Raw genomic sequence first — 25,639 nt, 5'->3', positions numbered from 1 at the left:
CTCGCACCGGAGTGCGAAGCACGGAGGTATTGCTGTGAACGCCACCAATAAGCCGATCAATCAGAAGGCCTGGTGGCTGGTGCTGCCGGTGCTGGTCTGCGTGGCCTTCTCGGCCATCGTGCCGCTCATGACGGTGGTCAACTACTCGGTGCAGGACATCATCTCGCCCGAGCGCCGCGTGTTCGTGGGCACCGAATGGTTCGCCGCGGTGATGCGCGACGACGAGCTGCACCAGGCGCTGTGGCGCCAGCTGGGCTTCTCGCTGTCGGTGCTGCTGGTGGAGATTCCGCTGGGCATCGGCCTGGCGCTGTCGATGCCGGCCAAGGGCTGGAAGTCTTCCGCCGTGCTGGTGGTGGTGGCGCTGTCGCTGCTGATCCCGTGGAACGTGGTGGGTACCATCTGGCAGATCTACGGCCGCGCCGACATCGGCCTGCTGGGCCACGCGCTGCAGAAGCTGGGCATCGACTACAACTACACCGGCAGCGCCGCCGACGCGTGGCTCACCGTGCTGGTGATGGACGTGTGGCACTGGACGCCGCTGGTGGCGCTGCTTTGCTATGCGGGCCTGCGCTCCATTCCCGACGCCTACTACCAGGCCGCGCGCATCGACGGCGCGAGCAAGTTCGCGGTGTTCCGCTACATCCAGCTGCCCAAGATGCGCGGCGTGCTCATGATCGCGGTGCTGCTGCGCTTCATGGACAGCTTCATGATCTACACCGAGCCCTTCGTGCTGACGGGCGGCGGGCCGGGCAACGCCACCACATTCCTGAGCCAGTACCTCACGCAGAAGGCCGTGGGCCAGTTCGACCTGGGGCCGGCGGCGGCGTTCTCGCTGATCTATTTCCTGATCATCCTGCTGTTCTGCTTCGTGCTCTACAACTGGATGCAGCGGGTCGGCACGCAGGAAGCGGAGGTGGAGAAATGAACGAGAAGAGATTTCACAAGCGCAGCATCTTCCTGGTGCTGTACATCCTGTTCGCGCTGTTGCCCATCTACTGGATGATCAACATGAGCTTCAAGACGAACGAGGAGATTCTTTCGAGCTTCTCGTTCTTCCCGCAGCAGCTCACCTGGTCGAACTACGCGCGCATCTTCACCGACGAGTCGTGGTATTCGGGCTACATCAACAGCCTGATCTACGTGGCGATCAACACGGTGATCTCGCTCACCGTGGCGCTGCCGGCGGCCTATGCCTTCTCGCGCTATTCGTTCCTGGGCGACAAGCACGTGTTCTTCTGGCTGCTGACCAACCGCATGACGCCGCCCGCGGTGTTCCTGCTGCCGTTCTTCCAGCTCTACAGCACGGTCGGGCTGATGGACACGCACCTGGGCGTGGCGCTCGCGCACCTGCTGTTCAACGTGCCGCTGGCGGTGTGGATTCTCGAAGGCTTCATGAGCGGCATTCCGCGCGAGATCGACGAGACGGCGTACATCGACGGCTACTCGTTCCCGCGCTTCTTCCTCACGATCTTCCTGCCGCTCATCAAGGCCGGCGTGGGCGTGGCGGCGTTCTTCTGCTTCATGTTCAGCTGGGTCGAGCTGCTGCTGGCGCGCACGCTCACCAGCGTGAACGCCAAGCCCATCGTGGCGACCATGACGCGCACCGTGAGCGCGTCGGGCATGGACTGGGCGACGCTGGCCGCGGCCGGCGTGCTCACCATCGTGCCGGGTGCCATCGTGATCTGGTTCGTGCGTCACTACATCGCGAAGGGTTTCGCGATGGGTCGTGTTTGAGGAGGCACGGAAATGTTCGATTGGATGGTCTGGACCACTCCGGTGGCCGTGTTCTTCGTCTGCATCGCGTTGATGCTGGTCGGCATGACGATCTGGGAATTGAAGTCGCCCACCACGCTGCGGCGCGGCTGGCTGCCGATGGCCACCACGCGCGGCGACAGGCTCTTCATCGGGCTGCTGTCGGCGGCCTACGTCAACCTGGTCTTCGTCGGCCTGGCGGGCAAGTTCCAGGAATGGTTCAGCCTCGAGGCCGAGCCCTCGGTGTGGATCAGCTTCGTGCTGTCGATGGGCCTGCTCGCGCTGGTCATGCGCAAGGGCTGAGCGGGCACCGCATTTTTTCCTTCTTCCAGAAGCGTTCCGGCTCTCCGCCTCCCCGGAGCCGTGATCGGACACAACACCGGGGAAGCAACAACCGAGGAGACAGTTCCATGAAGATGCGCTACACGGCATTGGCACTTGCGGCGGCGATGTTCGCCGCGCATGGTGCGGCAACGGCCGGCGAGGCCGAAGCCAAGAAGTGGATCGACAGCGAGTTCCAGCCATCGACCTTGTCCAAGGACAAGCAGATGGAGGAAATGAAGTGGTTCATCGAGGCAGCCAAGAAGCTGCAGGCCAAGGGCGTGAAGGAGATCTCCGTCGTCTCCGAGACCCTGACCACCCACGAGTACGAATCGAAGACGCTGGCCAAGGCCTTCGAGGAAATCACCGGCATCAAGGTCAAGCACGACCTGATCCAGGAAGGCGACGTCGTCGAGAAGCTGCAGACCTCGATGCAGTCGGGCAAGTCGATCTACGACGGCTGGGTGTCCGACTCCGACCTGATCGGCACGCACTACCGCTACGGCAAGATCATGTCGCTGACCGAGTACATGGGCGGCGCTGGCAAGGAATTCACCAACCCCGGCCTCGACCTGAAGGACTTCATCGGCACCAGCTTCACCACCGCGCCCGACGGCCAGCTCTACCAGCTGCCCGACCAGCAGTTCGCCAACCTGTACTGGTTCCGCGCCGACCTGTTCGCGCGCAAGGACCTGCAGGACAAGTTCAAGGCCAAGTACGGCTACGACCTGGGCGTGCCGCTGAACTGGAGCGCCTACGAGGACATCGCCGAGTTCTTCAGCACCGACGTGAAGACCATCGACGGCAAGCCGATCTACGGCCACATGGACTACGGCAAGAAGGACCCGTCGCTGGGCTGGCGCTTCACCGACGCATGGCTGTCGATGGCCGGTTCCGCCGACAAGGGCATTCCCAACGGCATGCCGATCGACGAGTGGGGCATCCGCGTGGCCGCCGACAAGTGCACGCCCACCGGTGCCTCGGTGGCCCGTGGCGGCGCCACCAACTCGCCGGCCGCCGTGTACGCGCTGACCAAGTACATCGACTGGATGAAGAAGTACGCGCCCAAGGAAGCCATGGGCATGACCTTCGGCGAAGCCGGCCCGGTGCCCGCGCAGGGCCAGATCGCCCAGCAGATCTTCTGGTACACGGCCTTCACCGCCGACATGACCAAGAAGGGCCTGCCCGTGGTGAACGAGGACGGCTCGCCCAAGTGGCGCATGGCCCCCGGCCCGAACGGCCCGTACTGGAAGCAGGGCATGCAGAACGGCTACCAGGACGTGGGCTCGTGGACCTTCTTCAAGGGCCATGACGCCAACAAGACGGCCGCCGCATGGCTCTACGCGCAGTTCATCACCGCCAAGACCACCTCGCTGAAGAAGTCGATCACCGGCCTGACCTTCATCCGCGACAGCGACATCCGCTCGGACTACTTCACGCAGAACGCCAACAAGTACGGCGGCCTGATCGAGTTCTACCGCAGCCCCGCGCGCGTGGCCTGGACCCCGACCGGCACCAACGTGCCCGACTACCCCAAGCTGGCCCAGCTGTGGTGGAAGAACGTGGCCGAGGCCGTGACGGGCGAGAAGACCCCGCAGAAGGCCATGGACAACCTGGCCGACGAGATGGACAACGTGATGGCCCGCCTGGAACGCGCAGGCATGGCCAAGTGCGCGCCCAAGCTCAACCCGAAGGGCGACCCGGCCAAGTACCTGAGCGATGACCACGCCCCGTGGAAGAAGCTGGCCAACGAGAAGCCGAAGGGCGAGACCATCGACTACAACAAGCTGCTGACCGCCTGGAAGGAAGGCAAGGTGCGCTGAGCGCCGGGCCACCCCAGCACTCTGCTGCAGACAGGGCCGTGCCGCGAGGCGCGGCCCTTTTTTTGTGCCCTTTTCCGCATTGCCGGCCGCTCGACCGTCGTTTGATCGCAATTTGACCGCTTCGAGCGTCTGATTGATGCGACGCCATGACCAATGGCAGATGCGTTTGCAGGGTGCTTCGCTTACATTCGACGGCCCCCGAAATGACCGAGCCAGTGAATTCCAGCCTTTCCAGCCCTTCCGACACGTCTTCGAGCGTCAAGCGCGTCCTCGTCCTGCGCTATTCGCAGTCCGGCCAGCTCGACGAGGTCGCCGACCGGATCGTCGCGCCGCTGAAGGCGGACCCGGCCATACAGGTGCACGAGGAAGTACTGCGGCCCCGGCAGCCGTACCCCTTTCCCTGGCCCTTCCTGAGCTTCTTCGACGCCTTCCCCGAGTCGGCCCACATGAAGCCACAGCCGCTGGCGCCGCTCTCGTTGACGGGCGACGAGGATTTCGACCTCGTCGTGCTCCCGTACCAGGTGTGGTTCCTGGCACCCTCGCAGCCGGTGGCGGCCTTCCTCAAGCATCCGGTGGCGGCCCGGCTGCTCAAGGGCAAGCCGGTGGTCACGGTCATCGCCTGCCGCAACATGTGGCTGCTGGCGCAGGAAAAGCTCAAGGGCATGCTCGACGACGTGGGCGCGCGGCTCATCGACAACGTGGTGCTCACCGACCCCGGCCCCACGCTCGCCACCTTCTTCACCACGCCGGCCTGGCTCATCTGGGGCCGCAAGCGCGGCTTCTGGGGCATGCCCGACGCCGGCCTCAGCACCGGGCAGATCGCAGGTACGGCCCGCTTCGGCCGGGCGCTGCGCGACGCGCTGCACAAGAACCTGGAGCGCGGCACGCAGCCGCTGCTGGCCGGCCTCGGCGCGGTACAGGCCAATGCCAGGCTGCTCATCAGCGAGAAGGCCGGCACGCGCAGCTTCTACCTCTGGGGCAAGCTCATCATGGCCGCCGGTGGGCCCGGCGCATGGCAGCGCAAGCCGCTGCTGCTGCTGTACGTGCTGTTCCTGCTGGTACTGATCATCACGGTGGTGCCCGTGAGCCTGAGCCTGCAGGCGCTTCTGCGACCTCTGTTCAGGGGGTGGCTGACTAGAATGACGGCCAAATTCGAGTGCCCGTCGGGCTCAGCCACGGACCGCACCCCTCTCTATGACGACTGATGTCTTCCTGACCCGTACTGCCGCTTTCCTGCCCTTTGCCCCGGTCAGCAATGAAGACATCGAAGACGTCCTCGGTCGCATCGGCGGCAAGGCGTCCCGCGCGCGGCGGCTGATCCTTCGCAGCAACGGCATCCAGTCGCGCCACTACGCCATCGACCGCGCCACCGGCGAGCTGGCGATGACCAACGCCCAGCTAACCGCCAGCGCGATCCGCGCGCTCGGCGACGTGGGGCGCGTCGACTGCCTCGTCACCGGCACCTCGCTGCCCGACCAGCTCATGCCCAACCACGCGGTGATGGTGCACGGCGAGCTCGGCTGGCCGCGGCTCGAAGTGGTGGCCTGCGCGGGCATCTGCCTGGCCGGCGCCGCGGCGCTGAAGCATGCGTGGCTCTCGGTGCGCGCGGGCGATGCGCGGCGCGCGGTGGCCACCGGCTCCGAGCTGGCCTCGGCCGTGATGCGCGGCTCGCGCTTCGAGGCCGAGTTCGAGCACAAGATCGAGGCGCTGGAGGCGCGGCCCGAACTGGCCTTCGAGAAGGACTTCCTGCGCTGGATGCTCTCCGACGGCGCCGGCGCCGTGCTGCTGGAGACCGCGCCGCGCGGGCCGCTGTCGCTGCGCATCGACTGGATCGACCTTTCCTCGGCCGCGCACGAACTGCCGGCCTGCATGTACGCAGGCGCCGAGAAGAACGCCGAAGGCGGCCTCGACGGCTGGGCGCGCAAGTCGCCCGACGAGTGGCGCAGCGAATCCACCTTTGCAGTGAAGCAGGACGTGCGCCTGCTCAACGAGAACATCGTGCGGGCCACGATGGCCGAGCCGCTGGCCGAAGTCATCGAGCGGCGCGGACTGAAGCCGGCGGACGTCGACTGGTTCCTGCCGCACCTCTCGTCGCAGTACTTCGTGGAGCCGGTGAGCCGGGCCCTCGAAGAGCTGGGCTTCCCGATCCCGCGCGAGCGCTGGTTCAGCAACCTCGCGACCAAGGGCAACACGGGCTCGGCCTCGCCTTACATCATGCTCGACGAGCTGTTCCGCTCGGGCCGCATCAAGCCCGGCCAGAAGCTGCTGATGTTCGTGCCCGAGAGCGGCCGTTTCTCCAGCGGCTTCATCCACATGGAGGCGGTGGCATGAGGTACTCCCCCAGGCTTGCCCACTTCGTGTGGCCGCCCACCCCCTCGCCGGGGGCAACACCAGCGGCCCGGCAAAGCCGGTTCCGCGGTGTTCCTGGACCAATACCACTGTTGACGGACGCGGGAGAGTGAGATGGATCTGGATGCAGTACCGCAGGAGGGCAACGCGACCCTCGACGGCCACTCGAAGCTGATGTACGCGCGCGATGCGCAGGGCCGCGTGGTCACCACCACCTCGCGCGGCTGGGAGGCGGAGGAGATCGTCACCAGCCACGCGGTCGACGTGCTGGTCGAGCAGGCCCGCGCCGCGAAGGAGCGCGTGAAGGCCGGGCTGGCGTCGCCGCTCGAATACTGGATGTACGAACGCCGCATGGACGTGGCACTGCTCTCTCAGACCAGCGGCTTCTGGCAGTGGCGCGTGCGCCGCCACCTGCAGCCGCGCCATTTCGCCGCGCTCTCGCCGGCACAGCTCGCACGCTACGGCGAGGCGCTGGGCCTGCCCGTTTCCACCTTGCGGGAGCTACCGTGACGGACTTCAAGCACCAACAGGCGGCGCATTGCGAAAGCGGCGTCATCTCCAGCCTCATGCGCCACCACGGCGCGCCGATGAGCGAGAGCATGGCGCTGGGGCTTTCGTCGGCGCTCTCGTTCGCGTACCTGCCCTTCATCAAGCTGTCGGGCCTGCCGCTCATCTCTTATCGCATGCCGCCCAAGGCCATCATCAAGGGCCTGCTGGCGCCGATGGCCGCGCGCTTCCGCTTCGAGACCTTCGGCAGCGCCGAGGCCGGCCAGAAGCGGCTCGACGCGCTGCTGGCCGAGGGCAAGCTGGTGGGGCTGCAGACCTCGGTGTACTGGCTGCCGTACTTTCCGCCGAACATGCGCTTTCACTTCAACGCGCACAACCTGCTGGTGTACGGCAAGGACGGCGACGACTACCTCATCAGCGACCCCGTATTCGAGGAGCCCGTGCGCTGCCCGAGCGGCGATCTCGCGCGCGCCCGCTTCGCCAAGGGCGTGCTGGCGCCCAAGGGCCTCATGTACTACCCGCAGGCCATCGAGCGCAAGGCGGTGGACGCTGCCTCGGTGGTCAAGGCCATCCGCAAGACGGTGCGCACCATGCTCGCGCCCATTCCCATCGTCGGCGTGCGCGGCATGCGCACGCTGGCCGCGCGCATGCAGAAGCTGTCGCCGGCCGATCCGCGAAGCGTGGACTTCATCGGCCACCTGGTGCGCATGCAGGAAGAAATCGGCACGGGCGGGGCGGGATTCCGCTTCATCTACGCGGGCTTTTTGCAGGAGGCGGCGCAACTGCTCGACAAGCCGCAACTGCAGCAGATGTCGGAGCGGCTCATCGCCATCGGCGACGGCTGGCGCGCCTTCGCGCTGAAGGCGGCGCGCATGGTGAAGGGGCGCGAGGCTGTCGATCCTGTCGCGCTGGCCGCGAAGCTGCGCGAGCAGGCCGAGCAGGAGGAAAGCTTCTTCCGCGACCTGAAGGCCGCCGTCGCCTGATGCTGGAGCTGCGCGAGCTCGCCTACCGCTACCCGCACGCCGACGCGCCCGCGTTGGCCGGGGTGTCGCTGGCGGTGCCGCGCGGCAGCGTGCTGGGCCTTTTGGGGCCGAATGGCGCTGGCAAGACCACGCTGATCTCGCACCTGTCGGGCGCGCTGGCGGTGCAGTCGGGCGAGATCCGCATCGACGGCCAGCCGCTGAAGGAGGTGCGGGCCAGGGCGCCCACGCGCATCGCGGTCGCGCCGCAGGAGCACGCCTTCTATCCGATGCTCACCGTGGCCGAGAACCTTGCCGTGTTCGCCGCGGCCGGCGGCCTTTCGGCGGCGCGCAAGAGGCAGCGCATCGAGGCCTGCACGCAGTTCGCGCAACTGGAGCAGTTCGCCTCCGTGCGTGCCGAGCGGCTCTCGGGCGGCCTCAAGCGCCGGCTCAACCTGGCCATCGCGCTGCTGCCCGAGCCCGAGCTGATGCTGTTCGACGAGCCCACGGTGGGTGTCGATCCGCAGTCGCGCGCCTTCATCCTCGACGCCATCAAGAGCCTTGCGCAGCAGGGTGCGGCGGTGATCTACGCTTCGCACTACATGGAGGAGATCGAGGCGATCGCCGACCGCGTGGCGATCCTCGACCGCGGCCACGTGCTGCGCGAAGGTTCGTTGGAAGAACTGCTGTCGAAGAGCGCGATGCTGCTCACGCTGGCCGCCGACGGGCTCGATGCCGGCATGCTCTCGCGCTTCGGCACGGTGGAGCAGGGGGGCGTGCACTGGCGCATCCACCTGCACCCCGGCAGCGGCCCGGCGCCGGTGCTGGCCGCGCTGGAGGCCGAAGGCGTCGCGGTGCGCCACGCCGAGTTCGGCCGCCATGACCTGGAACAGCTCTTCATGGCGCTCACCCACCGCTCGCTGCGCGACTGAACAGGCCACAGCCATGCTGCTCGCGCTCATCAAGAAAGAATTGATCGCCCTCACGCGCGACATGCACGGCCTGGCCGCGCTGTTCCTGATGCCGATGGTCTTCATCGTGCTGATGTCGCTCACGCTGAAGGACATCTACCGCCCGCCGCTGGCCGAGCTGAGCTATGCGATCGACATGCGAGACACCGCGACGCCCGCGCAGTGGCTCAAGCAGCTCTGGCAGCGCGGCCACGGCGCGCCGCAGCCGCTGGGCGCCGACTGGCAGGAGCGGCTGCGCAACGGCTCGCTGAAGTACGTGATCGTGATGGAGCCCGGCCTTTCCGAAGAGCTGGAGTCGGCCGCGCTCTCGACCGAGGCGCGCATCCGGCTGCTGACCGAGCCGGGCATCGACGCCAACCTGTTCAACGCATTGCGCGCCGAGCTCATCGGCGCATCGGGCGAGCTCAAGGCGCGCCTTGCGCTGGCGGTGCCCGGCACGGCCGGCCCGGCGCCGGATGCATCCATCCAGGCGATGGTGCATGCCGAGCGTTTCTCCACCGCCGGGCCGCGGCCGACCTCGGTGCAGCAGAACGTGCCAGCTTGGCTGGTGTTCGGCATGTTCTTCGTGGTGGCATCGCTGTCCAGCCTGTTCGTGCAGGAGCGCAGTTCGGGCGCGCTCGGCCGGCTGCAGAGCCTGGGCGTTTCGCGCGGCATGCTGCTGGCTTCCAAGGCGCTGCCTTACCTGGGCGTGAACGCGCTGCAGGCGGTGCTGATGCTGGCGGCCGGCATCTGGTTCATGCCGCTGATCGGCGGCGACGCGCTCTCGCTCGCGGGCATCCATTGGGGCGCCTTGCTGCTGTCGCTGGCGGCGGTGAGCCTGGCGGCCGTGAGCCTCTCGCTCGCGCTGGCCTGCCTGGTGCGCAGTCATGCGCAGGCCGCGACCATCGGGCCGATGGTCAATGTGCTGATGGCGGCGGCGGGCGGCATCATGGTGCCCAAGTTCGTCATGCCGGGCTTCATGCAGCGGCTGGTCGAGATCTCTCCGATGAACTGGGGGCTGGAGGCCTTGCTCACCGTGCTGCTGCGCGGCGGCGGCGTGGCCGATGCCCTGCCGCAGATCGGCCGGCTGGTCGCGTTCGCGGCGCTGATGTTCGTCGTGGCCGTTTTTCTTTTCCGCAGGCGCGCATCGTGAGCATCACCGTCACCCCCGAATTCATCGCCAGCCTCAAGGCCATGGTGCTCGAAGCCGTCGAGAAGGGCGAACCGCCCGGCGGCCTTGGCGACGACGAGCCGCTCTTCGGCCCCGAGGCCCGGCTCGACCTCGATTCGCTCGACGCCCTGCAGGTGTCGATGACGATCCAGCAGCGCTTCGGCGTGCGCATGCCCGACAGCAAGGAAACGCGCCGGGCCCTGAGTTCCATCGCTCACCTCGCGGCGCACCTCGCGCAAGCGGGCAAGGCATGAGCGGTGTCCATCTGGCCGGCATGGGGCTGGCCTGCGCGCTGGGCGACGACATGCGCTCGGCGCTTGCGTCGCTCAAGCGCGGCGGAGTGCCGACCAGGCCGGTGACCGTGGCCGACGGCATCCGCTGGCCGGTCCATGCGCTGGCTCCGAGGCCGGGCGACTGGACGCAGCGCCTGCGCGACACGGTGCGCGAGGTGGTCGCGCAGACCGGCGACTGGGGCGATCGCACCGCGCCGCTCTTCGTGGCGTCGTCCTCGCTCGACATCGGCTTCATGGAACACGAGAAGCAGGACCTGCGCCTCGGCGGCGACCTGCAGGACTTCGCCGACGTCGTGGCCGATTCGCTCGGCTGGCAAGGGCCGGTGTTCACCGTGTCCACCGCCTGCACCTCGGCGCTGAATGCGGTGCTGGCTGCCGCCGACCTGATCCGGGCCGGCGAAGCCGATGAAGCGCTGGTGATCGGCGCAGAGATGGGCAACCGCTTCACGGTGGCCGGCTTCGGCGCGATGCAGCTGCTGTCGCCCGCTGGCGCCCGGCCCTTCGGCGAAGGGCGCGACGGGCTGGTGCTCGGCGAGGCGGTGGCGGCGCTGCGGCTGGGCTCGCGTCCGGCGCGCTGGCAGATTGCAGGAGGCGCCAACGTGGTCGACGGACGCAATCCCTCGGGCACCGAGGCCAGTGCCGTACATGCGATGTGCCGCGGCGCGCTGGAGCAGGGTGGATTGCAGCCCGGCGACATCGATCTCATCAAGGTGCAGGCCGCCGGCAGCCCTGTCAACGATGTCATCGAGGCCGAGGCGCTGAAGCAGGTGTTCGGGCCGCTGCCGCCGCTGGTGTCGCTCAAGCCGGCGCTGGGGCATACGCTGGGCGCCTCGGGGGCGGCGGAACTGGCCTTGCTGGTCGGCTGCATCGAAGGAGGGGTGTGGCCGATCGTCGACTATCCGATCGATACCTCGCTCGACATCGAACTCAGTACTCAGCTGCCGCAGAGGCTGCGCAACATCCTGCTGAATTTCGCCGGCTTCGGTGGCGGACATGCCTCGCTGGTGTTGAAGGACACGGCGCCATGACTGCGTGGCGCACCGTTGCTCACTTCGTGGCGCATCCGCCGCCCGCCGACTGGCGCGAGGATCTGGCACGCCGCATCGGCCGCAAGCCGCGCCGCGTCGGCCTGTGGACCGAGCTGGCGATGTATGGCGCGCGCTGCTGTCTCGACGCCGCTGGCGAGGCGGCGTTGCCGGCCGGCGCGCGCATCCGCGTCTCCAGCCAGCGCGGCGCATGGGGCGCGACGCACGCGGGGCTGACGCAGCTCGATGCCGGGTTGCCGATGCCTTTCACCTTCATGCAGAGCCAGCCGGCGTTGATGCTGGCGGAGGTCGGCCGCTGCCTCGATTGGCAGGGCGACGCCAGCTTTGCGCTGTGCCGCGAACCGGAGCGCGTGCTGCAGCTTGCGAAGCTGGGCGCCTCGCGCGACGGGCTGCTGTTCGGAATCGTCGAAGAGGAGCGCAACGGAGAGCCGGCGCGCTCGGAGTGGTGGCGGCTGGTGCCGGCCTGAAGCCTCAGCCTGCGATGGAGCGCTGCAGATTGGCGCGCGCCCGCGCCTCCAGCTGCGCGTGCATGCGCGGCGTGGCGTAGATGGCTTCGCGGTCCAGGAAGCGCTGAAGGATCGCGCGGCGACGCGGCAGTCGCACTTCATCGGGAACGAAGGCGTATTCGGCCTGCACCTGCCGCTCGTATTCGTCGAATCGCGCGCGCTCGGCGCCGAGGATCGACAGGTCGATGTCTATCAGCAGTTCGGCGTCGCGGCCCTGGGGCACGGCGTCGTGGCGCGTCGCCATCACGAGCGCATGGACGCGTTCGGCCGCATTCGCCGCGGCGCCGGCTTCGAGCAGGGCCTGCCGCGCCCAGTCCGCGCTGCGCGCCTCGTTGTCATGTGCATGCACGTCGTAGATCGCGTCGTGGAACCACAGCGCCAGCGCGACTTCGCCGGAGTGCTCGGCCAGCGCCTTCTCGCGCTCGAACCACGCGAGGCATTCGCCCAGGTGCTGCATGGTGTGGTAGCGGCGCTGCGGCTCGGCGTAGCGGCGCTGGAGTTCGTCGCACAGCGCGTCGTCGGGCGAGGCGACGCCCAACGCCTGCCACGCGCCGTTCCAGTTCGCCAGCAGCGCCTCGGGCGTCATCGGGCCGCCTGTTGCTGCTGCTCCATCGCCGCCTTGACTTCCTGTCCCAGGTCGAGCACGGACATGGCGTAGTAGCTGCTCCAGTTGTAGCGCGTGATCACGTAGAAATTGCGCGTGCCGGCCACGTAGGTCGGCGGCATGTCCAGGCCGTTCTGCAGCTCGACCAGCGCGAACAGGCCCTTGTGGTTGATGCCGTCGCCCTCGGGCACCGCGCCCGCAGCCACGAAGCTGTCGGCGCTGAAGGTCGGCAGGATGTCTGGCGCCAGCAGCAGCGCCTTCTGCAGCCGTGCCTCTTCGAAGTGCACGGGGTAGATGGCGGGCACGCCCGGCTGCCAGCCGAAGGCCTTGAAGTAGTTGGCGACCGAGCCGATCACGTCAGCCGGGTTGTTGACAAGGTCGATGCGGCCGTCGCCGTCGAAGTCGACCGCGTACTTGGCGATGCTGCTGGGCATGAACTGCGGCATGCCCATGGCGCCGGCGTAGCTGCCCACGGGCACCAGCGGGTCTTCGGCGGTGCGGCTCTCGGTGCTCAGGAAGCTTTCGAGCTCGCCGCGGAAGAAGGCCCGGCGGTCGGCCGCGCGCGGATGGGCATCGGGAAAGTCGAAGGACAGCGTGGCCAGCGCGTCGATCACGCGGAAGTTGCCCATGTTGCGGCCGTAGATGGTTTCCACGCCGATGATGCCGACGACGATCTCCGGCGGCACGCCGTACACCTGCTCGGCGCGTGCCAGCGTGTCGGCGTTGGCGCGCCAGAAGCGCACGCCGGCGGCGATGCGCACCGGGTCGATGAAGCGGCCGCGGTAGGTCTGCCAGTTCTTCACCGTGCCCACCGGGCCCGGCAGCATCAGCCGCGGCACGTTGGGCAGGAAGCGCGCGCTGCCGATGGTGGCGCGCACCCATTCGCGGTCGAGGCCGCGGCGCTCGGCGACGTCGTCGGCGAACTGCATCGCGTCGTCGCGCGTGGCGTAGGGCGTGCTGCCGCGCACGGGGCTTGCGGCCCCGGCGCGGCCGTTGACGGACTTCTGGGCCAGGGCCCCCGTGGACCATGCGAAGCCGCAGGCGGCCAGGAGGACTGCGGCCGCCGTGGCGGTGCGCGAAGGCTTGGGAAGAAGGAATCGCATGGGCCCATTGTGCCGTCCGCCCGCACGGGCCTTCTTCAGCGACACATGTGGTTTCAGCCCCTTGCCGGATTGGCGCTGGGCCAGGCGAGCCGGCGGAACTCGGTGCGCAGCGCAGAAAGCGACTGCGGCGAGGCCGGCGCATAGCGCTGCGCCTCCAGCTTGAGCAGCCAGTCGCGCACGGATCGGGCGGCGGGGCCGAAGCGGGCGTCGGCCTCCTGCGCCATCTGGCGCGGCGGCGTGGTCTCGGGCAGCTTCAGTCCGGCCTTGGCCAGGCGTGCGCGGGCCTGGCCCAGCAGGCGCAGCCACGGGTCGTGCCGGCTGCGCTCCCACAGCGTCCAGCCGGCACCGGCCAGGCTGGCGGCCACCAGCAGGTAGAGCAGCACATAGGCCAGGTCTTCGAGGCTCGGCGCATCGAAGCCGATGTTCTTCAGCAGGTTGAGCTGGCGGCTCTGCGTGTAGTTGAGCACCCACTGGTTCCAGCCGTTGTTCACGGCCTCCCAGGCGGCGCGCAGGTTCTGCGCGAGCGTGGGGCTCATCGAGCCGATGGCGCCCGCGAACAGGCCGGGTTGCGGGGTCAGGCGCTGGAACTGGCCGATGCGTCCCGGCGCGACGGAGCCGGTGGGGTCCACGCGCATCCAGCCGGTGCCTTCCTGCCATATCTCCGCCCAGGCGTGGGCATCGCTCTGGCGCACGATCCAGTAGTTGTCGACGTTGTTGAGCTCGCCGCCCTGGTAGCCGGTGACGATGCGCGAGGGGACGCCCAGGTTGCGCATCAGCACCACGAAGGCCGAGGCGATGTGTTCGCAGAAGCCTTCCTTGCGGTCGAACCAGAACTCGTCGGCGGTGTCGTTGCCGTAGACGCCCGGCTCCAGCGTGTAGCTGTAGCCGCCGGTGCGCAGGCGGCGCAGCGCGGCCTGCACGAAGGCCTGCGTGTCGGCCTGGGCCAGCGCCGGGTCGGCGCGCATCTCGGCGGCGAGCGCGGCCGTGCGCGGGTTGGTGCCGGGCGGCAGCGTGAGGTAGGCCTGCAGCTGGCCGCCGGTGCGCTTGAGGGGGCCGCTCTGGAACTGCGTGTAGCTCTCGGCGCTGTAGCGCACGAGGTCGTTGATGGGGCGGCTGGCGAACCACTGCAGGTCGGGCGTGCCGCTGACCTCGAAGCCGGGCACCTCGGGCGCTCGCTGCGCGACGTCGAGCGTCAGCAGCCAGGGGCGATTGCTGGCTTCGAGCGTCACTTCGTAGCGCACCGGGGTGCCGCTCACGCGCAGGTTGGAAGCCCACTGCGAGCCGCGCGCCCAAGAGGGCAGCGCGGTCCACTCGCGGCCGTCGAACTGCGCCAGCACCGGTCCGCGGAAGTACAGCTGGCTCTGCGGCGGCGCGCGGCCGTCCTCGAACTTGATGCGCGCGGCGATGCGGTCGTCGAGTGCCAGTTCGGCGATGGTGCCCACGCGCATGGTGTTCGACAGGCCGCTGCGCCCCATCATCGCGTCGCTGGGCGTTCCCCACAGCGGCGCGAAGCGCGGGAACAGCAGGAACAGCGCGAGCATGATCGGCGCGCCCGCCAGCGCCATCCAGCCGGCGGTGCGCGCGGCCTGCATCAGCGGCGGCCGGCCCACCGGCATGTGCGCGTTGACCAGCGCGGTCAAGAGGCCCAGCAGCGCCAGCAGCATGGTGAAGGCCGTCAGCAGCGACTGCGAGTAGAAGAAGTTCGTGAGCATCGCGAAGAAGCCCAGGAAGAAGACGACGAAGGCATCGCGCCGCGCGCGCAGCTCCAGTGTCTTGAGCGCGAGCAGGCTCACGATCAGCGTGACGCCCGCGTCGCGGCCCAGCAGCGTGCGGTGGGTGGCGTAGGTGGCGCCCAATATCAGCGCCAGCAGGGCGAGGCGCCACCACCGGCCGGGAAGCGGACGCGCCTGCACGGCCAGCGAGGCGCGCCACAGCAGCACCATCGCGGTGAGGGACGAGCACCACCACGGCAGGTTCTCGATCTGCGGCAGCAGGATCAGGCCGATCACGCAGAGAAGAAAAAGGGTGTCCCGCGCGTCGCGTGGCAGCGAGGCGAGTTCGCGCATCACTCTGTTCATGCGGCGCTTCCGTTCAGCAGAGGGCCAGGGCCTCGAGGCAGGCCCGGCGGTGGGCCTCGCCCTGGGAGGGCTTCACGACCCGGCCGGCCACCCGCAGGCCGTAATCGACGCCCAGGCGGTCGGCCATCAGCACCCAGGCGCACAGGCGCGAGAGTCGGCCTTCGGTGTCGGCGAGGCCGGTGGCCTGCGCATCGAGCCAGAGCTCCTCGCGCTGGGCCTGCTGGGTATCACGGCTGACCAGGTCTTCGGAGCCGGTCGCCTGCGCGCGCGCGGCCTTCTTCCAGACCACGAGCTTGAGCGGATCGCCGCGGCGGTAGGCGCGCACGCCGTCGTATTCGCCGGCGCTGTGGGCGCGCATCGAGGCGGTCAGCGCGGCCGGCCCGGAAAGGGGCTCGCCCGGCGGCAGCGGCGGCGGGTGCGCCTCGGGCGTGGGGTAGACCAGCATCTGCGCGGCCGGCCGCCAGACCGTCCACACACGGAAGGTGCCGAGCGGAAAGCGCGTCTCTGCCGTGAGCGGCGGCACCGGATGCAGCCCGCGCCGCTCGGGCTGGAAGGCGATCTCGACGGTGGAGGTGCCTTCGGCCGGCACGTCGGTCCAGGCCCATTGCCCGCTGCCGCGCACCGCCATGCCGATGCCGTAGCGCACGCGCCGCCTTGTGTTGTGGAGCACCACCCGGAAGACGGCGGCGGCGCCCGCGTAATGCGCCTCGGGCTGCACCATGTGCATCGCCAGCCCGCGCAAGGTGCCGTGGCACACGTGCATGCCCACGGCCACGCTGCCGGCCAGAAGAAAGGTGAGCAGGTAGCCCAGGTTGAGCTGGTAGTTGATCGACGCGATCAGCAGCACCAGCAGCGTCGCCCCCAGCGTCCAGCCGGCCCGCGTGGGCAGGATGTAGACGTTGCGCTGGGTGAGTTCCAGCGTGTCGGACGGCGCGCGGCGCGACAGGAACCAGCCGTCGATGCGCGCGCGAAGGGCGCCTGCAGGGTTCACGGCAAGGGCACGGCGGCGATCATGGCGCGCACCTGTTCGACGGCGCCCCGTCCGGCATCGCCCACGGGCGTGAGGCGGTGGGCGATGGTCTGCGGCAGCACGGCCTGCACGTCGTCGGGCGCGACGTAATTGCGGTTGGCCAGCAGCGCCTGCGCCTTGGCCGCGCGCAGCACCGCGATGCCGGCACGCGGCGACAGGCCCTGCAGGAACCAGCGGCCGGAGCGGGTCGCCGCGATCAGGTCCTGCACGTAGTTGAGCAGCGCGTCGGCCGCGTGCACCTGCTGCACGCGCTGCTGCAGCGCGGTGAGCTCGCCGGCGGTCAGCATCGCGGGCAGGGTGGCCAGCATCTCGCGGCGGTCGATGCCGGCGAGCAGCTGGCGCTCGGCGGCGCGGTCGGGGTAGCCGAGCGAGATGCGCATCAGGAAGCGGTCGAGCTGCGACTCGGGCAGTGCGAAGGTGCCGAGCTGGTCCTGCGGGTTCTGGGTGGCGATCACGAAGAAGGGCGAGGGCAGGGGGCGGGTTTCGCCCTCGACGGTGACCTGTTTCTCTTCCATGGCCTCCAGCAGCGCGCTCTGGGTCTTGGGGCTGGCGCGGTTGATTTCGTCAGCCAGCAGCACCTGCGCGAAGATCGGCCCGGGGTGGAAGGTGAAGGCCTGCTGGCCCCGGTCGTAGATCGCCACGCCCGAAAGGTCGCCCGGCATCAGGTCGGCGGTGAACTGCACGCGGGAGAACTGCAGCCCGAAGGTGTGCGAGAGCGCGTGGGCGAGGGTGGTCTTGCCCACGCCCGGCACGTCCTCGATCAGCAGGTGGCCGCCCGCCAGCAGGCAGGCCACGCAGTCGCGAACCTGGGCCTCTTTGCCCACGATCACCGTGTTAAGCTGAGTTAACAAAGTGGCTAGCTTTGCGGCAACGTCCATATTTGTATCCATATGCAAACGATACCGTAAGACCCGCCGGCCCCATGCTGCGTGAGGTCTAGACGTGGCGATAGAGACACATGGGCAAGACAGGCTACTTCACACACCGGGACTTCTGGAAGCACGACATGGGCGCAGGGCATCCCGAGTGCCCCGGCCGGCTCGATGCCATCGAGGACCGCCTCCTGCTCACCGGCGTGGGCGACGCGCTGGAGCACCGCGAGGTGCCGCTGGCCACGCTGGAGCAGCTCACCCGGGCGCACAGCGCGGAGCACATCGAGTTCCTGGAGGCCCTGCACCAGCGCCTGGTGGCCGACGAGCCCGCCGGCGGCCCCGACCACGCGCAGGTCGACCCCGACACCACGCTCACCCGCTTCACCCTGCTGGCCGCGCGCCGTGCGGCCGGCGCCGCGATCGCCGCGACCGACGCCGTGATCGCGGGCGACCTGGAAAACGCCTTCTGCTCGGTGCGCCCGCCCGGCCACCATGCCTGCCGGGAGCAGGCGATGGGCTTCTGCTTCTTCAACAACGTCGCCATCGCCGCGCGGCACGCCATCGAGGCGCACGGCATCGAGCGCGTGGCCATCGTCGATTTCGACGTGCACCACGGCAACGGCACCGAGGACATTCTTTCCAACGACCCGCGCGTGCTGATGGTCGGCTTCTTCCAGCATCCGTTCTACCCCTACAGCGGCACCAGCCACCCGGCGCCGAACATGCTTAACCTGCCGATCCCGGCGTACACCCGGGGCATGGATGTGCGCGAGATGATCGAGGCGACCTGGATGCCGCGGCTGGAAGAATTCAAGCCGCAGATGATCTTCGTCAGCGCCGGCTTCGACGCGCACCGCGAGGACGACCTGGGCCAGCTGGGCCTCAACGAGAACGACTTCGCCTGGATCACGGGCCGCATACACGATGTTGCCAGGCGGCATTCCAAGGGCCGTATCGTCTCGATGCTCGAAGGCGGCTACAACCTCGACGCGCTGGCGCGCAGCGTGGAAGCCCACATCCGCGTGCTGGCGGCGCTGTGACGCAGCGGGCGCTGTCGGCGCCCGTTTCTTCTCTCAATAGATGAATTTCAACGACTTTCTCCAACGGCTGAACCAGGTCGACGCGCGTGGCCTGGGCATCGAACTGGTCGCGCTGGTGGCCTGCGTGGCGCTGGCCTGGGCCATCTGCAAGTGGTTCGGCCGCGACCAGCCGAAAGACTCGATCTGGTTCGGCGAGAGCACCTTCGACGGGCTGCTGTTCCCGCTGCTGGCGCTGGTTTTCACCGACCTGGCCCGGCGAGCGGCGCTCGACTTCCAGACCGTGCTGGTGCTGCGCATCGCGGTGCCGGTGTTCCTGTCGCTGGCGGTCATCCGGCTGTTCGCGCGAGTGCTCAGGGCGGTGTTCCCGGCCTCCAACCTCGTCAGGCTGATCGAGCGCACCATCTCCTGGCTGGCCTGGATCGCGGCGGTGCTCTGGATCGTGGGGCTGCTGCCGCCGGTGCTGGCCGAGCTCGACGACATCACGCTGGCCTTCGGCAAGACGCGGGTGAGCCTGCAGACCATCTTCCAGGGCGTGCTGTCGGCGGGCGTGGTGCTGATGATCTCGCTGTGGATCTCCAGCACCATCGAGAAGCGCATCCTGCGCGAGGCGGTTTCCGACCTTTCGATGCGCAAGGTGGCCTCGAACGCGGTGCGCGCCTTCCTGCTGCTGGTGGGCCTGCTGTTCGCGCTCTCGGCGGTTGGGGTGGATCTCACGGCGCTTTCGGTGCTGGGCGGCGCGCTCGGCGTGGGCCTGGGCTTCGGCCTGCAGAAGCTGGCCGCCAACTACGTGAGCGGCTTTGTGATCCTGCTGGAGCGCTCCATCCGCATCGGCGACAACGTGAAGGTCGACACCTTCGAGGGCCGCATCACCGACATCAAGACCCGCTACACCCTCATCCGCGCCGGAAACGGGCGCGAGGCCATCGTGCCGAACGAGTCGCTGATCACCAGCCGGGTCGAGAACCTCTCGCTGGCGGACCGCAAGTTCAACATCACGACCACCATCGTGGTCGGCTACGACAGCGACGTGGCGCAGGTGCAATCCATCCTCTGCGAGGCCGCCAAGGCCCAGCCGCGCGTGATGACCGACCCGGCACCGGTGGCCTTTCTCATGAACTTCGCGCCCGACGGGCTGGAGTTCACGCTCAACTTCTGGGTAGCCGACCCCGACAAGGGCAAGGACAACCTGCGCTCGGCGATCAACATCTCGATCCTCGACGGGCTGCGCGGGGCGGGGATCGACATTCCGTATCCGCAGCGGGTGGTGCGGGTGGAGTCGCTGCCGGCCGGGGCGGAGCCTGGAGGCGCGGCTGCGGACAAATAGCGGCTCTTGTTTTCCCAAGTTCAGGCGCTATCGGCTCGGATGTTGAAGTAGGCGGGGGTGACGAGATTGGCAACCGGCTGCCATGGGCCGATCGGATCGATGTCGGCAGAGAGCAAAGTGTCGATCCCCAACCTGTGCGGGAGAACGGCATGGAATGCCCGACCGCCTCAACACATCGCCCTCCATGGAGCTAGGGCAAGCTAGTCGGACGGAATAGGCCTTTCAAGCCCAAGGAGATCTGGGCGATCCGCGTGCGCTTGCACTGTGGAACGAGTGGGAGCTGGCGACGGTGCTATCTCCGCATCATCCTGAATAGCAGGCACCGGTCCTGAGGCCAGCCTGAAGGGTGGCGAACATGCGGTCGTTCGCTGTACCCCCCGGCTCGTGGACCTCGGCCTCGCGGGCAGGCCAAGTCTTGCACGCATTGTGAAGATGGGCCGAAAACTGCATGCTTGTTGCAAAAAGGCAACCAGCGGCTGGAAATAGTCCAGTCTAGGCGTTCCACCGCATTACTCACACCTCCGCTCCCGACTAGTATCTCGCCGCACTCCGTGGAGGGAGATGCGTGCCTAGATAACAAACGAGGAGTGATCGTGTCGAAAAAAACATTGGCCATCGCCTGCCTGGCGACGTTGGTTACCGCTTGCGGCGGTGGTGGCGGAGGTGGAGGGGGAGGCGGCGGTGTAGGCCTTTTCCCGTTCCCGACACCCGCGCCGGCCCCCGGGCCAGGGGATTTACCAGCGTCGGATCCCGACACGACCCCGCCGAGCGTCGTGGCCTTCGCCCCTACTGCCAGCACCGACGTTCCCCGCAACACAGAGATTTCAGCCACCTTCAGCGAAGCGCTGCTGGCGTCGACGGTCACGAACAGCAACGTGCGCGTCACTCGTGCGGGTACCCCCGTGCCGGGCTCGTTGAACTACGACGCGGTGAGCAACAAGGTGTCGTTCGTGCCAACGCGCGTACTCGATGTGCTGGCCAATTACTCCGTCGCGGTGGGTAGCGGCTTGCAGGATCTGGTCGGCAACCGCCTCGCGGCGGAGAAATCTTGGTCGTTCCGGACGGCCGATGGAAACTGGGGTGCTCCGACGGCGCTTGTGTCGGCGACGTCCGTCGCTACTCAGCCCTCCAGTGCGCAGGATGGGCAAGGCAACACGGTGGTGGTTTGGACACAGCAGGCGATCAGCGGCTTTTATGAGATCCGCGCAGCGATGCAGCGGGCGGATGACAGTTGGGGCAGCTCCAGAACATTGAGCACCCCGGGAAGCTACAACGCGTTCCTCCATCAAGTCGCCTTCGACGGCCATGGGCAGGGCTTGGCGATCTGGCTTCAGGAGAATGGTGCGGGTACGGAACTGTGGTCATCTCGCTTCATCAAGGATAGCGGATGGCAGGCACCGATCAAGCTGGACGACGTCTTCAACTCCGGCCACTCCCCCTCCCTCGCATTCGACGTGCAAGGCAATGCTTTCGCCGCCTGGGTCAAGGTCGTCGCTCCGAACAACAACCCTGATGTATTTGCCGCTCGCTTTACGCCCGCTGGCGGCTGGGAAGCGCCGGTTCGGCTTGGCAGTTCAGCCAACATCGGGGTGTACGACAAGGCCGAACAACCGCAGATTGCGGTAGATGCCGCTGGCAGCGCCTATGTGCTCTGGGTCCAGCGAACCAGCGACGCGCCGGTCTGGGCTGCTCGCTATGTCGCCGGCAGCGGATGGTTGCCCGCGGTGTCGTTGGGTGCGGCTCGACTTGGCGATCCGTATGCGCCGCGAATAGCCGTGAATGGCGCCGGTCAGGTCATGGCGCTCTGGAACTCCTTTGTTCCGACAGGAGGGTCATCGTATCGTTTCGACCTCTGGTGGAGCACGCTTTCTCCGAGTGGCAACTGGACATCGCCGACACTTCTGGAGAACGACGATGCGGGGCATGCGATGAACCAAGCGTTGGTCGCAGACAGTGCGGGCAACTTTCATGCAATCTGGCAGCAGTTCTCCTCCGAGTACAGCAGCGACGTCGTTCACCGTCGCTACACCCCCGGCTCGGGCTGGAGCATTGTCACAGCCGTGAGTACTGTCAGCGGCACCTACGTCAACAATCGCAGTCCCAGCTTGGTGGCAGATCGCAATGGCAACCTGATGGCACTCTGGGGTGCCTACCAATCAGGGGCGGGTACGCTGCAAGAGGGCACCTTTGCAAGACGGTATGCGGCTGGTGATGGATGGACGACCTCCTTCCGTGTCAGCACTGCTGGTGCTGCACCGGCGCTCGCCACCTCACTGGATGTGCACGCTGACGGCTCCATTTCTGCAAGCTGGATGGAGCCTAGGTCAGGCTACAGCGACGGTCCCATCTTGGCAGCCAGGTTCAAGTAACTGACCGCTGACTGGTCTGCGCCTGCGAACTCGAAGACTCCGGCGACAAGCCCGTCAGTAAGCTGAGCATGAAGCTCTTTCGAACGTGCGCAATTGATCAGGATCAGAAAGCGGCTCGTCTGGCTCGTACGAAAGTGGAGCGCAACTATTCAAGCCTACCCAACACCTCGTCCAGCCGCTCGACCAGCAGGTCGGCATGCTCGCGCGTGAACACCAGCGGCGGCCTGATCTTCAGCACGTTGCCCTGCGGCCCGGTCGCGCTCAGCAGTACCTGCCGCTGCCGCAGGCCGTTGACCACCTTGGCCGCCTGCGCGGTCGCAGGCGCCCGCGTGGCGCGGTCGGCCACGAGTTCAAGGCCGATGAAGAGCCCGGCGCCTCGCGCTTCGCCGACCAGTGCGTGGCGCTGGCCGAGCGCTGACAGGCGCTCGCGCAGGTAGTTGCCGACTTGCAGGGCGTTGCGCTGCAGATCGTTCTGCTCGATCACGTCGAGCACGGCCGATGCTGCGGCCATCGACACCGGGTTGCCGCCGAAGGTGTTGAAGTAGCGGCTGGCCTGCCCGAAGGCTTTCATGACTTCGGGGCGCACCGCCAGGCCCGCGACCGGGTGGCCGTTGCCCATGGGCTTGCCCATGGTCACGATGTCGGGTACCACGCCGTGGCGCATGAAGCCCCATAAGGCCTCGCCGGTGCGGCCGAAGCCGGGCTGTACCTCGTCGGCGATGAACACGCCGCCCGCGGCGTGGATCGCCTCCACCGCTTCGCGCAGGAAGCCGGTCGGGGCGGTGAACACACCGTCGCTGGAGAACACCGTGTCCACGAGCAGCGCGGCGGGCGCGATGCCGTGCGCCTTGAGGTCGCCCACGGCCGCGCGCACGCCGTCGGCGAAGCGCTGGCCCGTCGTGGCATCTCCGCCCTCGGGCGCATCCACCAGCCGCACGTGCTCGCCCACGCGCACGTACTGGCCCAGCGAGGGCGAGGCGCAGGCGAGGGCCGAGGTCACGCCGTGGTACGCGAAGCGCGTGACGATCAGGCCGGTGTTGCCGGTGTGCGCCGTGGCGATGCGCATGGCGAGGTCGTTGGCCTCGCTGCCGGTACAGGTGAAGGTGGCGTGGCCGAGCTCGGGCGGCATGGTGGCCAACAGGCGCTCCGCATAGTCGAGGATGCCTTCGTGCAGGTAGCGCGTGTGCGTGTTGAGCACGGCCGCCTGTCGCGCGATGGCCTCGACCACCTCGGGCCGCGCATGGCCCAGCGGCACCACGTTGTTGTAGGCGTCCAGCCAGGGCGTGCCGGCGGCGTCGTAGAGCCACACGCCTTCGCCGCGCACGGGGTGGAAGGGCTCGTCGTAGAAGAGCCTGTAGGCCGGCCCGAGCAGGCGAGCGCGGCGCGCGAGCAGGTCGTCGGTCGTTTTCTTCTCAGTCATGGATGGCTTCCGTGGTGCGGCACGCGGCCTGGATGGCGGCCTGCACCTGTTCGGGCGTCAGCGCGGCGCAGGCCTGCAGCCTTGCCCACGAGGTGGCGTTGTTGCGCATGAGGTAGGCGGCGTTGTCGGGCTGGCGCGCCGCGCGCCAGCCGCTGATGGCGACCACCATCGCCAGCCGCGCGCGCACGAGGTCGAGCAGCGCGTGGGTCTCGTCATCGGTCAGCGGCGAGACGGCGTGGTAGTCGGCCGCGAAGCGCGCGATGGTCGCGAGGGCATCGCCCTGTTCGTCGATGTGGTACGAGGCCGCGACGGCCAGATCGTCCACGAGCGGCGCATGCACCATGTCGCCGAAGTCGAGGATGCCCGCCACGCGCGCCGGCTCGTCCGGATCGACCAGCAGGTTGTAGAGGTTGAAGTCGTTGTGGATGGGCTGGCGGCGAAGCGCGGGCAACGTGGGCTTGGTGCGCTGCACGAAGCCGTCGAGCGCGGTCTCGGCCAGCGCGCGGCGGGCGGGGTCGGCCACATGCACCAGCAGTGCGCGCACGCGGTCGGCGCGCTGGATGTCCCAGGGCAGTTCGCGCGCGCCGGCAGGGTGCTCGAAGCTGGCCAGCGCCAGGTCCAGCCGCGCCAGCATGCGGGCCACGCTGCTGCGCTGCGCCGCCGAGCGCGGCGCCTGCGGCATGGGCAGGCCTTCGAGGTAGCTGAAGAGGCGCGCCACGCGCGTGCGGCCCTCGGCGTCTTCGATCTGCACCGAGGCTGCGCCGGAACGGTCGGGCAGCAGGCGCTGCACCGGCAGGCCGGGGTCCGTGCGCGCGAGGTGCAACAGCGCCTGCGTCTGGAAGTCGGCGACCAGCGGATCTTCGTCGGGGTGCGAGAGCTTGAGCATGCAGCGCGCGCCGCCGCCTTCCGGCTCCAGCAGGAAATTGGCATCGCGCTCGCCCGTGAGCGGCTTGAGGCTGCCCTGCATTCCGTACAGGCGCTGCAGCAGGTCCGCCGCCCAGTCCGTCTCAACGGGTGCGGGCGGCGCAGTCAGCACCACCGCTTCGGGCAGGGCAGTGCGGATGGCGGCGTCGAGGTCGTGCGTCATCAGGCCGCCTTCTCGAAGCCGCCTAGCGCGCTGGCGAGGTTGAGGCCCAGGTCCTCCGACAGGTAGCCGCCTTCCTGCACCAGCACCGTGGGCAGGCCCAGCCGCGCGATCTCGCCGAGGATGCGGCCGAAGCCCGGCGTGCTGACGGCCAGCGCCTGGTAGGGGTCGTTCTCGTGCGCGTCCAGGCCCAGGGCCACGACCAGCGCGCCGGGCGCGAAGGCGCGGATGGTCGCGTGCGCCGTCATGAGCGCGGCCAGGAAGCCCTCGTCGCCGGTACCGCGCGCCAGCGGCAGGTTCAGGTTGTAGCCCAGGCCTTCGCCTTCGCCGGTCTCGTGCGCATGGCCGGTGAAGAAGGGCGTGCAGAAATGCGGGTCGCCGTGCAGAGAGACGGTCAGCACGTCCTTGCGGCGCCAGAAGATGCCCTGCGTGCCGTTGCCGTGGTGCACGTCGATGTCGAGGATGGCCACGCGGTCGTGCCTGCTGCGCAGGTGCTGCGCCGCGATGGCCGCGTTGTTGAGGTAGGTGAAGCCGTTGGCGCGGTCGGCGTAGGCGTGGTGGCCGGGCGGCCGGCACAGCGCGTAGGCCGCGCGCTCGCCGTCCAGCACCAGCTGCGCGGCATGCGTGGCCACGTGCGCCGACCAGGTCGCGGCATGCCAGGTGTGGCGACCGATGGAGCAGGCCATGTCGCCCATGTGGTAGCCGGCCTGGCCGACCAGGCTGTCGGGGTAGGTGAAGGGCTGGCCCGGAAACGGGTGCACGTTGGGCATGACCTCCTCGGAGGCGCCCTCGAGCTGCTGCCAGCGCTCCCAGGCGGTCTCCAGGAAGCGCAGGTACTGCGGCGTGTGGATCGCCGCGCGCGGGCCGGGCCCGTGGTCCTCGGGCGCGACGATGTCGTGGCCCTGCGCACGCGCGGCGTTCAGCAGCAGGGTGCCCCGTTCGGGCTGCTCGTTGCTGCGCTTCATGCGCCCGCGCACGATGAACTGCTGCGGATCGTGGCCAATGTGCTGGTCGCTGTAGATGACTTTCATGTCGGGC

At 68.3% G+C, this 25,639-nt stretch carries 24 protein-coding genes; 16 read left to right on the top strand and 8 right to left on the bottom strand.

Going from position 1 to position 25,639, the window contains the following annotated elements; translation table 11 throughout:
- Positions 1–34: 34 nt before the first annotated feature.
- From ABL844_RS20620 to ABL844_RS20560, 13 genes are all read left to right on the top strand, one after another.
- A complete protein-coding gene (locus tag ABL844_RS20620; protein WP_184641258.1) occupies positions 35–925 on the top strand; it encodes a carbohydrate ABC transporter permease in 891 nt (296 codons plus the stop codon).
- Positions 922–1,734, top strand: a complete 813-nt coding sequence (locus ABL844_RS20615; protein ID WP_093203041.1) for a carbohydrate ABC transporter permease — start codon at positions 922–924, stop codon at positions 1,732–1,734. The genes ABL844_RS20620 and ABL844_RS20615 overlap by 4 nt, the downstream gene beginning before the upstream one ends.
- Positions 1,735–1,746: 12 nt before the next feature.
- Positions 1,747–2,055, top strand: coding sequence for a DUF2160 domain-containing protein (locus ABL844_RS20610; RefSeq protein WP_126021794.1), 309 nt, complete (start codon positions 1,747–1,749; stop codon positions 2,053–2,055).
- A 107-nt stretch (positions 2,056–2,162) separates the two neighbouring features.
- Positions 2,163–3,896: an ABC transporter substrate-binding protein gene (locus ABL844_RS20605; RefSeq protein WP_418128747.1), complete on the top strand. Its 1,734-nt coding sequence runs from the start codon at positions 2,163–2,165 to the stop codon at positions 3,894–3,896.
- A 203-nt stretch (positions 3,897–4,099) separates the two neighbouring features.
- Positions 4,100–5,101 carry a dialkylrecorsinol condensing enzyme gene (locus tag ABL844_RS20600; protein WP_184641256.1) on the top strand — a complete coding sequence of 334 codons (1,002 nt, stop codon included), beginning with the start codon at positions 4,100–4,102 and terminating at the stop codon, positions 5,099–5,101.
- Complete coding sequence (locus ABL844_RS20595) at positions 5,091–6,227, top strand: beta-ketoacyl-ACP synthase III (RefSeq protein ID WP_418128746.1); 1,137 nt, start codon at positions 5,091–5,093, stop codon at positions 6,225–6,227. Before ABL844_RS20600 ends, ABL844_RS20595 begins: the two co-directional genes overlap by 11 nt.
- 132 nt (positions 6,228–6,359) lie before the next feature.
- A complete protein-coding gene (locus ABL844_RS20590; RefSeq protein WP_418128744.1) occupies positions 6,360–6,755 on the top strand; it encodes a hypothetical protein in 396 nt (131 codons plus the stop codon).
- Between the two features lie 56 nt (positions 6,756–6,811).
- Entirely contained in the window at positions 6,812–7,735 is a 924-nt protein-coding gene (locus ABL844_RS20585; RefSeq protein WP_418131930.1) for a BtrH N-terminal domain-containing protein, read from the top strand.
- On the top strand, positions 7,735–8,643 hold the full coding sequence (locus ABL844_RS20580) for an ABC transporter ATP-binding protein (RefSeq protein ID WP_418128743.1): 909 nt from the start codon (positions 7,735–7,737) through the stop codon (positions 8,641–8,643). The genes ABL844_RS20585 and ABL844_RS20580 overlap by 1 nt, the downstream gene beginning before the upstream one ends.
- Before the next feature lie 13 nt (positions 8,644–8,656).
- Positions 8,657–9,814 carry an ABC transporter permease gene (locus ABL844_RS20575; RefSeq protein ID WP_418128742.1) on the top strand — a complete coding sequence of 386 codons (1,158 nt, stop codon included), beginning with the start codon at positions 8,657–8,659 and terminating at the stop codon, positions 9,812–9,814.
- Complete coding sequence (locus tag ABL844_RS20570) at positions 9,811–10,086, top strand: acyl carrier protein (RefSeq protein WP_369661674.1); 276 nt, start codon at positions 9,811–9,813, stop codon at positions 10,084–10,086. The genes ABL844_RS20575 and ABL844_RS20570 overlap by 4 nt, the downstream gene beginning before the upstream one ends.
- Positions 10,083–11,153 carry a beta-ketoacyl synthase N-terminal-like domain-containing protein gene (locus ABL844_RS20565; RefSeq protein ID WP_418128741.1) on the top strand — a complete coding sequence of 357 codons (1,071 nt, stop codon included), beginning with the start codon at positions 10,083–10,085 and terminating at the stop codon, positions 11,151–11,153. The genes ABL844_RS20570 and ABL844_RS20565 overlap by 4 nt, the downstream gene beginning before the upstream one ends.
- A complete protein-coding gene (locus ABL844_RS20560; protein ID WP_418128740.1) occupies positions 11,150–11,638 on the top strand; it encodes a hypothetical protein in 489 nt (162 codons plus the stop codon). Before ABL844_RS20565 ends, ABL844_RS20560 begins: the two co-directional genes overlap by 4 nt.
- A gap of 4 nt (positions 11,639–11,642) precedes the next feature.
- On the opposite strand, the gene ABL844_RS20555 is transcribed toward ABL844_RS20560, so the two are convergent.
- From ABL844_RS20555 to ABL844_RS20535, 5 genes are read right to left on the bottom strand one after another with little or no spacing between them, the layout of a single operon-like run.
- A complete protein-coding gene (locus ABL844_RS20555) occupies positions 11,643–12,263 on the bottom strand; it encodes an N-methyl-D-aspartate receptor NMDAR2C subunit (RefSeq protein ID WP_418128738.1) in 621 nt (206 codons plus the stop codon).
- On the bottom strand, positions 12,260–13,384 hold the full coding sequence (gene mltB / locus ABL844_RS20550; RefSeq protein ID WP_184641247.1) for a lytic murein transglycosylase B: 1,125 nt from the start codon (positions 13,382–13,384) through the stop codon (positions 12,260–12,262). Before mltB ends, ABL844_RS20555 begins: the two co-directional genes overlap by 4 nt.
- A 53-nt stretch (positions 13,385–13,437) precedes the next feature.
- Entirely contained in the window at positions 13,438–15,462 is a 2,025-nt protein-coding gene (locus ABL844_RS20545) for a transglutaminaseTgpA domain-containing protein (RefSeq protein ID WP_418128737.1), read from the bottom strand.
- A gap of 13 nt (positions 15,463–15,475) precedes the next feature.
- Positions 15,476–16,453: a DUF58 domain-containing protein gene (locus ABL844_RS20540; RefSeq protein ID WP_369661679.1), complete on the bottom strand. Its 978-nt coding sequence runs from the start codon at positions 16,451–16,453 to the stop codon at positions 15,476–15,478.
- The gene (locus ABL844_RS20535; protein ID WP_184641244.1) at positions 16,450–17,370 is read right to left on the bottom strand and encodes an AAA family ATPase; all 921 of its coding nucleotides are present in this window, start codon (positions 17,368–17,370) and stop codon (positions 16,450–16,452) included. The genes ABL844_RS20540 and ABL844_RS20535 overlap by 4 nt, the downstream gene beginning before the upstream one ends.
- Positions 17,371–17,450: 80 nt before the next feature.
- Between ABL844_RS20535 and ABL844_RS20530 the strand changes: the two genes are divergently transcribed.
- The 3 genes from ABL844_RS20530 to ABL844_RS20520 all read left to right on the top strand — a co-directional run bounded on the left by ABL844_RS20530 (position 17,451) and on the right by ABL844_RS20520 (position 22,097).
- Positions 17,451–18,404, top strand: coding sequence for a histone deacetylase family protein (locus ABL844_RS20530; RefSeq protein WP_418128736.1), 954 nt, complete (start codon positions 17,451–17,453; stop codon positions 18,402–18,404).
- 40 nt (positions 18,405–18,444) lie between these two features.
- Complete coding sequence (locus tag ABL844_RS20525) at positions 18,445–19,728, top strand: mechanosensitive ion channel family protein (RefSeq protein ID WP_418128735.1); 1,284 nt, start codon at positions 18,445–18,447, stop codon at positions 19,726–19,728.
- A gap of 773 nt (positions 19,729–20,501) precedes the next feature.
- Positions 20,502–22,097: an Ig-like domain-containing protein gene (locus ABL844_RS20520; protein WP_418128733.1), complete on the top strand. Its 1,596-nt coding sequence runs from the start codon at positions 20,502–20,504 to the stop codon at positions 22,095–22,097.
- A 145-nt stretch (positions 22,098–22,242) separates the two neighbouring features.
- On the opposite strand, the gene ABL844_RS20515 is transcribed toward ABL844_RS20520, so the two are convergent.
- From ABL844_RS20515 to ABL844_RS20505, 3 genes are read right to left on the bottom strand one after another with little or no spacing between them, the layout of a single operon-like run.
- Positions 22,243–23,517, bottom strand: a complete 1,275-nt coding sequence (locus tag ABL844_RS20515; RefSeq protein WP_418128732.1) for an aspartate aminotransferase family protein — start codon at positions 23,515–23,517, stop codon at positions 22,243–22,245.
- The gene (locus ABL844_RS20510; protein ID WP_418128731.1) at positions 23,510–24,604 is read right to left on the bottom strand and encodes a phosphotransferase; all 1,095 of its coding nucleotides are present in this window, start codon (positions 24,602–24,604) and stop codon (positions 23,510–23,512) included. The genes ABL844_RS20515 and ABL844_RS20510 overlap by 8 nt, the downstream gene beginning before the upstream one ends.
- The gene (locus ABL844_RS20505; RefSeq protein WP_418128730.1) at positions 24,604–25,632 is read right to left on the bottom strand and encodes a histone deacetylase family protein; all 1,029 of its coding nucleotides are present in this window, start codon (positions 25,630–25,632) and stop codon (positions 24,604–24,606) included. Before ABL844_RS20505 ends, ABL844_RS20510 begins: the two co-directional genes overlap by 1 nt.
- Positions 25,633–25,639 lie beyond the last annotated feature (7 nt).

It is taken from the genome of Variovorax sp. 278MFTsu5.1 (assembly GCF_048305045.1).
GTDB lineage: Bacteria > Pseudomonadota > Gammaproteobacteria > Burkholderiales > Burkholderiaceae_C > Variovorax > Variovorax guangxiensis.
This window is presented reverse-complemented; position numbering and strand designations above follow the sequence as displayed.

Coding starts and splice junctions, on each gene's coding strand:
- ABL844_RS20510 (WP_418128731.1), bottom strand. CDS start 24,604: ATGACGCACGACCTCGACGCCGCCATCCGCACTGCCCTGCCCGAAGCG.
- ABL844_RS20580 (WP_418128743.1), top strand. CDS start 7,735: ATGCTGGAGCTGCGCGAGCTCGCCTACCGCTACCCGCACGCCGACGCG.
- ABL844_RS20600 (WP_184641256.1), top strand. CDS start 4,100: ATGACCGAGCCAGTGAATTCCAGCCTTTCCAGCCCTTCCGACACGTCT.
- ABL844_RS20590 (WP_418128744.1), top strand. CDS start 6,360: ATGGATCTGGATGCAGTACCGCAGGAGGGCAACGCGACCCTCGACGGC.
- ABL844_RS20535 (WP_184641244.1), bottom strand. CDS start 17,370: ATGGACGTTGCCGCAAAGCTAGCCACTTTGTTAACTCAGCTTAACACG.
- mltB (WP_184641247.1), bottom strand. CDS start 13,384: ATGCGATTCCTTCTTCCCAAGCCTTCGCGCACCGCCACGGCGGCCGCA.
- ABL844_RS20605 (WP_418128747.1), top strand. CDS start 2,163: ATGAAGATGCGCTACACGGCATTGGCACTTGCGGCGGCGATGTTCGCC.
- ABL844_RS20525 (WP_418128735.1), top strand. CDS start 18,445: ATGAATTTCAACGACTTTCTCCAACGGCTGAACCAGGTCGACGCGCGT.
- ABL844_RS20515 (WP_418128732.1), bottom strand. CDS start 23,517: ATGACTGAGAAGAAAACGACCGACGACCTGCTCGCGCGCCGCGCTCGC.
- ABL844_RS20615 (WP_093203041.1), top strand. CDS start 922: ATGAACGAGAAGAGATTTCACAAGCGCAGCATCTTCCTGGTGCTGTAC.
- ABL844_RS20530 (WP_418128736.1), top strand. CDS start 17,451: ATGGGCAAGACAGGCTACTTCACACACCGGGACTTCTGGAAGCACGAC.
- ABL844_RS20610 (WP_126021794.1), top strand. CDS start 1,747: ATGTTCGATTGGATGGTCTGGACCACTCCGGTGGCCGTGTTCTTCGTC.
- ABL844_RS20555 (WP_418128738.1), bottom strand. CDS start 12,263: ATGACGCCCGAGGCGCTGCTGGCGAACTGGAACGGCGCGTGGCAGGCG.
- ABL844_RS20560 (WP_418128740.1), top strand. CDS start 11,150: ATGACTGCGTGGCGCACCGTTGCTCACTTCGTGGCGCATCCGCCGCCC.
- ABL844_RS20595 (WP_418128746.1), top strand. CDS start 5,091: ATGACGACTGATGTCTTCCTGACCCGTACTGCCGCTTTCCTGCCCTTT.
- ABL844_RS20575 (WP_418128742.1), top strand. CDS start 8,657: ATGCTGCTCGCGCTCATCAAGAAAGAATTGATCGCCCTCACGCGCGAC.
- ABL844_RS20545 (WP_418128737.1), bottom strand. CDS start 15,462: ATGAACAGAGTGATGCGCGAACTCGCCTCGCTGCCACGCGACGCGCGG.
- ABL844_RS20505 (WP_418128730.1), bottom strand. CDS start 25,632: ATGAAAGTCATCTACAGCGACCAGCACATTGGCCACGATCCGCAGCAG.
- ABL844_RS20565 (WP_418128741.1), top strand. CDS start 10,083: ATGAGCGGTGTCCATCTGGCCGGCATGGGGCTGGCCTGCGCGCTGGGC.
- ABL844_RS20585 (WP_418131930.1), top strand. CDS start 6,812: ATGCGCCACCACGGCGCGCCGATGAGCGAGAGCATGGCGCTGGGGCTT.